9 protein-coding genes and 1 pseudogene are annotated in these 9,323 nt (G+C 74.0%); 2 read left to right on the top strand and 8 right to left on the bottom strand.

All coding sequences use genetic code 11. The features are described 5' to 3' along the window. The 3 genes and pseudogenes from ACL02T_RS29280 to ald form a co-directional block, all read right to left on the bottom strand. On the bottom strand, positions 1-114 hold a 114-nt coding region (locus tag ACL02T_RS29280; RefSeq protein ID WP_412834029.1), incomplete at its 3' end, for an FAD-dependent monooxygenase. A gap of 109 nt (positions 115-223) precedes the next feature. Further along, positions 224-1,727: pseudogene (locus tag ACL02T_RS29275) on the bottom strand (amino acid permease). Between the two features lie 109 nt (positions 1,728-1,836). Continuing rightward, a complete protein-coding gene (gene ald / locus ACL02T_RS29270; protein WP_412834023.1) occupies positions 1,837-2,952 on the bottom strand; it encodes an alanine dehydrogenase in 1,116 nt (371 codons plus the stop codon). A gap of 116 nt (positions 2,953-3,068) precedes the next feature. Here ald and ACL02T_RS29265 point away from each other — a divergent pair, with 116 nt between their 5' ends. Together ACL02T_RS29265 and ACL02T_RS29260 are read left to right on the top strand one after the other, a co-directional pair. Continuing rightward, the gene (locus tag ACL02T_RS29265) at positions 3,069-3,578 is read left to right on the top strand and encodes an Lrp/AsnC family transcriptional regulator (RefSeq protein ID WP_412834022.1); all 510 of its coding nucleotides are present in this window, start codon (positions 3,069-3,071) and stop codon (positions 3,576-3,578) included. A gap of 49 nt (positions 3,579-3,627) precedes the next feature. After that, positions 3,628-4,137, top strand: a complete 510-nt coding sequence (locus ACL02T_RS29260) for a DUF2505 domain-containing protein (RefSeq protein ID WP_412834021.1) — start codon at positions 3,628-3,630, stop codon at positions 4,135-4,137. Between the two features lie 7 nt (positions 4,138-4,144). On the opposite strand, the gene ACL02T_RS29255 is transcribed toward ACL02T_RS29260, so the two are convergent. The 5 genes from ACL02T_RS29255 to ACL02T_RS29235 form a co-directional block, all read right to left on the bottom strand. Next, entirely contained in the window at positions 4,145-5,071 is a 927-nt protein-coding gene (locus tag ACL02T_RS29255; RefSeq protein ID WP_412834020.1) for a cation diffusion facilitator family transporter, read from the bottom strand. Positions 5,072-5,139: 68 nt separating this feature from the next. Continuing rightward, entirely contained in the window at positions 5,140-6,366 is a 1,227-nt protein-coding gene (gene manA, locus ACL02T_RS29250) for a mannose-6-phosphate isomerase, class I (RefSeq protein WP_412834019.1), read from the bottom strand. Positions 6,367-6,405: 39 nt separating this feature from the next. Then, complete coding sequence (locus ACL02T_RS29245; protein ID WP_412834018.1) at positions 6,406-7,500, bottom strand: SIS domain-containing protein; 1,095 nt, start codon at positions 7,498-7,500, stop codon at positions 6,406-6,408. Then, positions 7,497-7,724, bottom strand: coding sequence for a Trm112 family protein (locus ACL02T_RS29240; RefSeq protein ID WP_412834017.1), 228 nt, complete (start codon positions 7,722-7,724; stop codon positions 7,497-7,499). The genes ACL02T_RS29245 and ACL02T_RS29240 overlap by 4 nt, the downstream gene beginning before the upstream one ends. Before the next feature lie 164 nt (positions 7,725-7,888). Beyond that, positions 7,889-9,250, bottom strand: coding sequence for a phosphomannomutase/phosphoglucomutase (locus ACL02T_RS29235; RefSeq protein WP_412834016.1), 1,362 nt, complete (start codon positions 9,248-9,250; stop codon positions 7,889-7,891). Positions 9,251-9,323: the final 73 nt, after the last annotated feature.

Raw genomic sequence — 9,323 nt, 5'->3', positions numbered from 1 at the left:
GCGGCGGGTCCGCCACTCGGTCGCGACGCGGTCCCGCTCGAGGACGACGTGCCCGATGCCCTCGCGGGCGAGGAGCCGACTCACGGACAGGCCCGCCTGCCCGCCGCCGATCACGACGACGGGATGGTGCCTCCCGTCCAGCTCCTGCTCCGTCACGGAGGACAGTCAAGCGAGGAGCGGTGTCCGGGACGTTTCCCCCGGAACACGTCCGTGTGAGGCGCTGTTACCGCGGGGTTGCGTCCTCGGCCTGGCGGCGGCCGAGCCGGGAGTGCGAGCGGCCGTAGAGGAAGTAGACGAGGAAGCCCAGCACCATCCACCCGAAGAACCGCAGCCACGTCTCGACGCTCAGGTTGAGCATCAGCCACAGGCACGCGAGCACGGACAGGATCGGGAGCACCGGCACCCACGGGGTCCGGAAGGCGCGGTGCAGGTCCGGGCGCGTGCGGCGCAGGATGATCACGCCCATCGACACCAGCACGAACGCGAACAGGGTGCCGATGTTGACCATCTCCTCCAGCGCCCCGGCCGGGAAGAGGGTGGCGACGAGTGCGACCACGGTTGCCGACCAGCAGGGTCGCCCGGACCGGGGTGCCGTGGCCGCCGGTCCTCGCGAGCCCGCCGGGGAGCAGGCCGTCGCGCGACATCGCGAACAGCACGCGGATCTGGCCGAGCATCAGCACCATGACCACCGTGGTGAGGCCCACGAGCGCGCCGACCGAGATGATCGCCTCGGCCCAGGTCACCCCCAGCTCGCCGAACGCCGTGGCGAGGGTGGAGTTCTCGTCGAGCCGGGTGTAACTCACCATCCCGGTGAGCACGAGGGCGACGGCCACGTAGAGCACGGTCACGATGGCGAGCGAGCCGAAGATGCCTCGCGGCAGCGACCGCTGCGGGTCGCGGGTCTCCTCGGCGGTGGTCGCGACGACGTCGAACCCGATGAACGCGAAGAACACCAGCGACGCCGCGGCCAGCAGCCCGTAGATGCCGAAGGTGCTGCTCGCCCCGCCCCCGAACAGCGACAGCAGGGACTGGGTGAACCCCGACTCGCCCTCGCCGCCGGGCGCCGCCGGCGGGACGAACGGGGTGTAGTTCTCGGCCTTCACGTAGGCGAGGCCGACCACGATCACCAGCAGCACGATGCCGACCTTGATCACGGTGAACACCGCGCTGACCCGGCTGGAGAGCTTGGTGCCGATCGCCAGCAGCGTCCCGAGGACCGCGACCAGCAGCAGGGCGCCCCAGTCGAAGGCGAAGAAGCCGCCGAGGGAGAAGGAGGTCGGCACGTCCAGACCGGCCACCGACAGCACCTGGTTCAGGTACTTCGACCAGGCCTTGGACACCACGGCCGAGCCGACGGCGAACTCCAGGACCAGATCCCACCCGATGATCCAGGCGACCAGCTCACCGAAGGTGGCGTAGGAGAACGTGTAGGCACTGCCGGCGACCGGCACCGTCGAGGCGAACTCGGCGTAGCAGAGCGCGGCGAGACCACAGGCGATCGCGGCGAGGACGAAGGCGAGCGAGACCGACGGCCCGGCGACCGTGCCGGCCGTGCTCGCCGCGAGCGTGAAGATGCCGGCGCCGACCACGACCGCGACCCCGAAGACGATGAGATCCCAGGTCGTGAGGTCCTTCCGGAGCTTGGTGTCCGGTTCGTCCGTGTCCTGGATGGACTGCTCGACGGTCTTCGTGCGCCAGATCCCCCGCCGGTCGGGCACGCTCGTCATGGGCAGGGAGATTACGACCGCGTAACGCGTCCGGCATGCGCTGGCGAGCGGGTCACGAGCGACGACTCCGTGCCGACTCCCGCACGGGCGCGCGCCGTCGGCACACGCCTCAGCCCAGGACCTCGGCGACCGCGCGGGCCTCGAGACCGTGGGCGCGGGCGACCTCGGTGTTGGTCAGCGCGCCGGCGTGCGTGGACAGGCCCTGGGCCAGGGCGGCGTCGCCGCGCAGCGCCGCGCGCCAGCCCTGGTCGGCCAGCCGGGTGATGTAGGGCAGCGTGACGCTGGTCAACGCGTGGGTGGAGGTGTGCGGCACGGCGCCGGGCATGTTGGCCACGCAGTAGAAGACGGTCTCGTGCACGCGGTAGGTCGGGTCGGCGTGCGTGGTCGGCCTGGTGTCTTCGAAGCAGCCGCCCTGGTCGACGGCGATGTCGACGAGCACCGCGCCCGGCTTCATCCGCGCCACCAGCTCGTCGGACACCAGCGTCGGGGCCTTCGCGCCGGGCACCAGCACCGCACCGATCACCAGGTCCGCGTCGAGCACCGCGTGCTCGACCGCGTACGCGGTGGAGTGCACGGTCTCGACCCGCCCGCCATAGCGGGCGTCGAGCGCGCGCAGCTTGTCGACGTCGAGGTCCAGCACGGTCACCCGCGCCCCCATCCCGACCGCGATCTGCGTGGCGTGCGACCCGGACACCCCGGCCCCGAGCACCACGACGTGCGCCCGCGGCGCGCCGGGCACACCGCCCATCAGCACACCGCGCCCCCCGGCCGCGCTCAACAGGTGGTACGCGCCGACCTGCGGCGCGAGCCGGCCCGCCACCTCGCTCATCGGGGCGAGCAGCGGCAGCCTCCCGTCGGCGGTGCGGACGGTCTCGTAGGCGATCGCGGTGGTGCCCGCGGACAGCAGCGCGTCCGTACACGGCCGGGACGCGGCCAGGTGCAGGTAGGTGAACAGCGTCAGGTCACCGCGCAGCCGGTGGTACTCGCTCTGCACCGGCTCCTTGACCTTGAGCAGCAGCTCGGTGGAGCCCCAGACGGCGTCGGCGTCGGCGAGCAGCTGCGCACCGGCGGCCTTGAACTCCTGGTCCGGGATCGACGAGCCCAGGCCCGCCCCCTGCTCGACGAGGACCTCGTGACCGCGCCGCACCAGCTCGTGCACGCCCGCGGGCGTCAGGGCGACCCGGAACTCGTTGTCCTTGACCTCGCGCGGCACCGCGATCCGCATGACCCGTCCTCCCCTCCTCCTGCTGACCGGCTGAGCGACGGACTGTCGGCGCCGAGTATCGAAGAAACAGCATCACCAGAGGAACCGAACCGCAGGAGATTCTGTAGTTTACGCTCATGTCCGAAGGATCGACGAACGACCGGACGCCGAGGGTCGGCCGGCCGAACGATGTGCGGCCGCCGCTCGACCCGGTCGACCGTGCGATCCTCGCGGAACTCGAACGCGATGCCCGGATACCCAACAACGCGCTCGCCGAACGCGTCGGGATCGCCCCGTCCACCTGCCTCACCCGGGTCCGGGCGCTGCGCCAGCGCGGCGTGATCAGGGGCTTCCACGCCGACGTCGACCCGGCGGCGACCGGCCGCCCGCTGCAGGCGATGGTGTCGGTGCGGCTGCAGGCCGCGGCGCGGCGCCGGATGCGGGAGTTCGAGGAGTTCGTGACCTCGCTGCCGGAGGTGCGGGACTGCTTCTTCCTCGCCGGCGTGGACGACTACCTGCTGCACGTCGCGACGGCCGACTCCGCCGCGCTGCGGGACTTCGTGGTGGCGCTCAACGGTCGCGAGCAGATCGCCAACACTCAGACCAGCCTGATCTTCGACCACGTCCGGCCGCGGCGGGACTACTGACGGGTCCCGACCCGCACCGGAGACCGGGCCGCGGCCCTACCGTGGGGTCGTGTCGACCCCGTTGCGCCTCGACCGGACCTTCGCACTGCCGCCGCGCGACGCCGTCGCGCGGCTGCTGGACCGCGACCTCTACGCCGATCGGCTGCTCGCCGTGGGCGGGCCCGGGGCCGGGCTCCGCACGTTCGAGCGCGAGGGCGACCGGCTGCACGTCGTCCTGCGGCAGGGGGTGCCCGCGGAGGCGCTGCCGGCGTCGGTCCGCCGCTTCCTCGCCGGCGCTCTGGTCCTCGAGCGGGAGGAACGGTGGCGGATCGGCGAGGTGCAGGCCGAGGGCGCGTTCACCCTCAGCGCCGCGGGGGCTCCGGCACGGGCCGAGGGCGACCTGAGGATCGCGGCCGACCCGGCGGGGAGCGCCCTGCACATCGACGGCGAGGTCGAGGTCCGGGTGCCGCTGCTCGGCGCCGCGATCGAGGCCGTCGTCGCCGAGCGGGCCCTGGCGCTGATGACCGAGGAGATGCGCTGGACCGCCGGCCGGCTGGCCGGTGGGGAGCTCGGCGGGTGAGCCCGGGTCAGGCCTGCGGCAGCCGCGAGCGGTCGAGGTCCGGCTCGAGGTAGATCACCCGGGCCTCCGGCACGGCCACGCGCACCCGCGCCTCCGCCGCGTCGATCGCCCGGGCCACGACCTCCACCGGCGACCCGGGCGCCAGCGCCAGCTTCGCCGCGACCAGCAGCTCCTCCGGGCCGAGGTACTGGGTCTTGATGTGGATGACGCGCTCGATCTCCGGTCCCTGTTCGAGCTCGCCGACGATCCGCGACAGCACCGGCCGCGCGGCGCCCTCGCCGATCAGCAGGCTCTTCATCTCGATGATGAGGATGATCGCGATGACACCGAGCAGCGTGCCGATGCAGAGTGTGCCGACGGCGTCCCAGACCGGGTCGCCGGTGAGGACCGAGAGGCCGACGCCCCCGAGGGCCAGCACCAGGCCGACGAGCGCACCGGTGTCCTCCAGCAGCACGACCGGCAGCTCCGGCACCTTGGCCTGCCGGATGAACTGCCACCACGTGCCGTCGCCCTTGAGCGGGCGGGACTCCTTCATCGCGGTGCGGAAGGAGAAGCCCTCCAGGCCGATCGCCACCACGAGGATCACCACGGCGACGAGCGGAGACGTCAGCGGCTCGGGCGACTCCAGCTTGTGGATGCCCTCGTAGATCGCGAAGACCGAGCCGAGCGTGAACAGCAGCAGCGCCACGACGAACGAGTAGAAGTACCGGTCGCGGCCGTAGCCGAAGGGGTGCTCGGGGGTCGCGGCCCGGCGCGCGGTGCGGCCGCCGAGCAGGAGCAGGCCCTGGTTGGCCGTGTCGGCGACCGAGTGCACGGCCTCCGCGAGCATCGACGACGAGCCCGTGACGAGGTAGCCGACGAACTTCGCGAGTGCGATGCCGGCGTTCGCCGCGAGCGCCGCGAGAATGGCCTTGGTACCGCCGTGTGCCGACACGTTCGCCCCCTGAGTCCGAATTGCGCGGCGGAAGGATATCCGGCGCGGTCGGACTCACCCGAGGGCCGTCACAACCCGTCGCTCGCGAGGTAGAGCCGGGTGCCCGGGGCCGCGCTCTCCACCTCGACGCCGGAGTCGGCGGCCGCCAGGAACAACGCCGCCCCCTTGGGCAGCTGCAGGACCTCCGCCCCGGCGCGGACGCACGCCTTGCCGCCGGTGGCCAACAGGATCCGCGCGCCACCGTCCGGCACGGGGAGGCTGCCGGTGAGCCCGTCCCCGGACTCCCAGCGGCGCAGCAGGAACTCCTCGGCGGGCGTGTCGTAGCGCGTCCACGGACCCTCGGGCTGTCCGGTGTGCACCGGCGGGGGCCCCGAGGTGAAGTCGAGGACGCGCAGCAGCTCGGGGACGTCGACGTGCTTGGGCGTGAGCCCGCCGCGCAGGACGTTGTCCGAGTTCGCCATCAGCTCGATGCCGGCGCCCGCCAGATAGGCGTGCAGGTTGCCGGCCGGCAGGTAGAGGGCCTCGCCCGGGGCGAGCACCACCCGGTTGAGCAGCAGGGCCGCGAGCACGCCGGCGTCGCCCGGGTAGCGCTCGGAGAGCTCCAGGGCGGTCCGCGCCTCCAGCGCCCAGTCGCCACCGGACGGGTTGGCCCGTGCCGCGAGGGCGACCGCGCCCTTCTGCAGCGCGGGCACCAGCTCGTCGAGCATCGCCTGGGGCAGGGTGATCCACGTGGTGAACAGCGCACGGAGGCCGTCCGGGCCGGGCTGGGCCGCGAGCAGCTCGACGTGCGGGGCCAGCTCGGGCACGTCGAGCGCGCGGAGCAGCCCGAGGGTCTCCACCGGGTCCCGGAAGCCGACGAGCGCGTGGAACTCGGTGAGCGCACAGATCAGCTCGGGCTTGTGGTTGGCGTCCCGGTAGTTGCGGTCCGAGGCGTCGAGCGCGAGGCCGGCGGCGTTCTCCCGCGCGAACCCCTCGCGCGCCTGGTCGAGGCTGGGGTGCGCCTGCAGGCTCAGCGGCTCGTCCGCGGCGAGCACCTTGAGCAGGAACGGCAGCCTGCCCTCCCAGCGGGCGCTGCGCTCGGCACCCAGCAGCCCCTCCGGGTCGCCGGTGAGCACCTCGAGCAGCGAGCTGCGGGCCCCGTCGGGGTGCACGATCCGCGAGGGGTCGCCCGGGTGCGCGCCCAACCACATCTCCGCCTGCGGATGCGGAGACGGCACCGACTCGCCGAGCAGGTCGGCGATGACCGTGCGCGACCCCCACGCGTACGGCCGAACCGGGTTCTCCAGCAGCTCCAAGGCACTTCCTCGCTTCGTGCGGCGGTCGGACCCGGCCCGTCAGGCCGGTTCGATGGCCCGGGTGGCCAGGCCGAGGTAGACGGCGGCGATCTCCAGCCGGGAGGCCAGCAGCGCGGCCCGCAGCAGCACCGCGTCGCGGGTGCCCCGGGGGACCTCGTCGACGGGGTGCTGCAGGTCCGCGGGCCACCCGCGGCCGGTGCGGCGCACCGCGACCTGACCCGGGTCCTCCTCGGCGGTCGCGAGCAGCACGACGCGGACCGGCGGCGCGTCCGGCCCCGGGTCGTCGAACGGGTCGCGGAAGATGTCGTCGCCGCGGTCGGCCAGGTCGACGGCCCGGCGCAGGGCCGTGGCGGAGGCGGCCTGCGCGATGTCGGCGGCGTGCGCCACCACCCCGGCGTGGGTGGCCAGCGCGGTCGCCCCGTGCCCGGCGACGGCGGTCGCGGCCTGGTCCACGCCCCACAGCAGGGGAGTGCGCTCGGCCAGGCGCAGCGCCAGCGACTTCGCCGGGTTCATGAACGGCTCGTGGTTCGGCTGGTTGCGTTCGGCCTCGGCGTCGAGCACGTCGGCCAACGGGTCGAGGGCCGGGTCCAGGCCACCGGGCCACAGACCCAGCGAGGACACGACCGTCAGCCCGACGGCGAGCGCCCGCGGCAGGTCCAGCGCCGGCGGCACGGGGATCCGCGGCTCGACGAAGCGGGCGCGGCCGGCACCCGCGGAGGCCACCGGGCCCTCGGCGGGCGCGGACAGCACCACCTCGGCGGCCCGCCCGACGGCCCGCGACACCGACTCGGCCAGCTCGACGTCCGCCGGGTCGGACGAGTGCGCCAGCACGACGTCGAGCGGACCGATCCAGCCGGGCACGACGTCGGCCACGACGACCGGGACCGGGCACAGCGGGCCGAGCAGGGCCCCGATGATCTCGGCCGCTGCACCGGACGAACCGGGGCGCCGCAGGAACACCAGGGCGCGCGGCCGGTGCCCGGCCAGGTCGGCGATCCCCGCCTCGGCCGCGGCCTGCGCCGCGGAGCGGACCTGGGCGCCCGCCGTGGCGGCCGCGCGCAACACCCCGGCCTTGTCCGCGGCGGCGAGCGCGGCCGGGTCGCCGAGCAGGGTGTCGTCGAGCACGGTCGTCACCCGGCGTTTCCGGGGTTCCCGGACGGCAGCGCGTCCCCCCGCGGCGGGGTCGTCGCCGGCGGGAGGGCTTCGTCGAGCAGCAGCACCGGGATGCCGTCGACCACCGGGTAGCGGCGCCCGCAGGTGGTGCACACGAGCTGGTCCGCCACCGGCGTCAGGGGCGCGTGGTCCTCCGACGGGCAGGCCAGGATCTCGAGCAGCTGGGGGTCGAGCTGTACGGCCACGGTTCTCCTCACCTCACGTGCCGTTGATGCTGCCAGGGCGCGCGCGGGCGCGCCGGGTCCGTCCGGGCTACCCGCGAAGCGGGGATCGATCCTCCCGGCCGGGCGCCCGATCGGCTCCGCGCGGGCGGTCTCCTCCGCGGCCGCGACCGGGGAGGACACGCCGCTCAGGCGCGGACGATCGCGAGGACCTCGTCGCGGAGCGCCGCCACGGCGGCCTCGTCGGCTGCCTCGACGTTGAGCCGCAGCAGCGGCTCGGTGTTGGAGGCGCGCAGGTTGAACCAGGAGCCGTCCGGCAGGGCGACCGTGAGGCCGTCGAGCTCGTCGAACTCCACGCCCTCGCGGGCCCCGTAGGTCTGTCGTACCGCGGCGACCCGGCCGGCCTGGTCGGCCACCGTGGAGTTGATCTCCCCGCTCGCGCGGTAGCGCTCGTACGCCGCCATCAGCGCGGACAGCGGCTCGTGCTGCTCGCCCAGCGCGGCGAGCACGTGCAGCGCCGCGAGCATGCCGGAGTCGGCCTTCCAGAAGTCCCGGAAGTAGTAGTGCGCCGAGTGCTCGCCCCCGAACACCGCGCCGGTCTCGGCCATCGTCTGCTTGATGAACGAGTGGCCGACCCGGGTGCGCACGGGGGTGCCACCGTGCTCGCGGACGATCTCCGGCACGGCCTTCGAGGTGATCAGGTTGTGGATCACGGGAGCGCCCGGGGTCCTGGCCAGCTCGCGGACGGCCACCAACCCGGTGATCGCGCTCGGGCTGACCGGCTCGCCGCGCTCGTCGACCACGAAGCAGCGGTCCGCGTCGCCGTCGAACGCGAGACCGAGGTCGGCCCCCTCCGTGACGACGGCCTTCTGCAGGTCGACCAGGTTCGCCGGGTCGAGCGGGTTCGCCTCGTGGTTCGGGAAGGTGCCGTCGAGCTCGAAGTACAGCGGCACGACGTCGAGCGGGAGGCCCCCGAGGACCTCGGGCACCGTGTGGCCGCCCATGCCGTTGCCGGCGTCGACCACCACGCGCAGCGGCCGGACACCGGACAGGTCGACCAGGCCGCTCAGGTGGGCGGCGTAGTCGGCGAGCAGCGCGCGCCGGCGCACGGTGCCGCCGCCCGGCCCCTCCGGCACCCCCCGTTCGACGGCCTCGCGGATCACGGCGAGCCCGGTGTCCTGCCCGATCGGGGTCGCCCCCGCCCGGCACAGCTTGACGCCGTTGTACTTCGCCGGGTTGTGGCTGGCGGTGAACATCGCGCCGGGCACGCCGAGGCTGCCCGCGGCGAAGTAGAGCATGTCGGTGCTGGCCAGGCCGATGTCGAGGACGTCGAGCCCCTGGGCGGTGACGCCCTCGGCGAAGGCGGCGGCGAGGCCCGGCGAGGAGTCCCGCATGTCGTGGCCCACCGCGATCTCGGTGACCCCGGGGTCCTCGGAACGCAGCAGCCGGGCCAGCGCCGCGCCGAGCTCACGCACCACGCCGGCGTCGAGCTGTTCGCCGACGACGCCGCGGATGTCGTACGCCTTCACGATCTGGGACAGGTCGGGCACGGGAGCGAAGCCTAGCGGGAGGCCCCGACGGCGCGCGGGACGGTCGTCACGACGGGCACCGGGCGGGCGACGG

The organism is Pseudonocardia oceanicola, from assembly GCF_047200735.1.
Classification (GTDB): domain Bacteria; phylum Actinomycetota; class Actinomycetes; order Mycobacteriales; family Pseudonocardiaceae; genus Pseudonocardia.
This window is presented reverse-complemented; position numbering and strand designations above follow the sequence as displayed.